The following is a 209-nucleotide window of genomic DNA, read 5'->3' as shown; positions in this document are numbered from 1 at the left end:
ATACAACAACTAAACGCGATTCCTAAAGTGGCACTTATTATTAATGCCGTTTTCTGTTTTAAATATTTTGGAATTAAGAACACGCCTAATCCATAAGTTAAGACCATGGCTAGTAATGTAAATGTGGTAAAGAATTTAGCCTCTTCTGATGAAAAACCAAGAGAGATACCATAAGAGATAATGGTGTCTCCTGCGATAACCTCTGCCCC

Annotated in this window: 1 pseudogene; it reads right to left on the bottom strand. The window is 36.4% G+C overall.

Going from position 1 to position 209, the window contains the following annotated elements:
• Positions 1-209 (bottom strand): annotated as a pseudogene (locus Q1B05_RS18675) (glucose/galactose MFS transporter); the annotation flags it as partial.

Origin of the sequence: uncultured Formosa sp. (genome assembly GCF_947500765.1) — a bacterium.
Taxonomy (GTDB): domain Bacteria; phylum Bacteroidota; class Bacteroidia; order Flavobacteriales; family Flavobacteriaceae; genus Formosa.
Note: the sequence above shows the minus strand (reverse complement) of the source record. Positions and strands in the feature narration are given on the sequence as shown.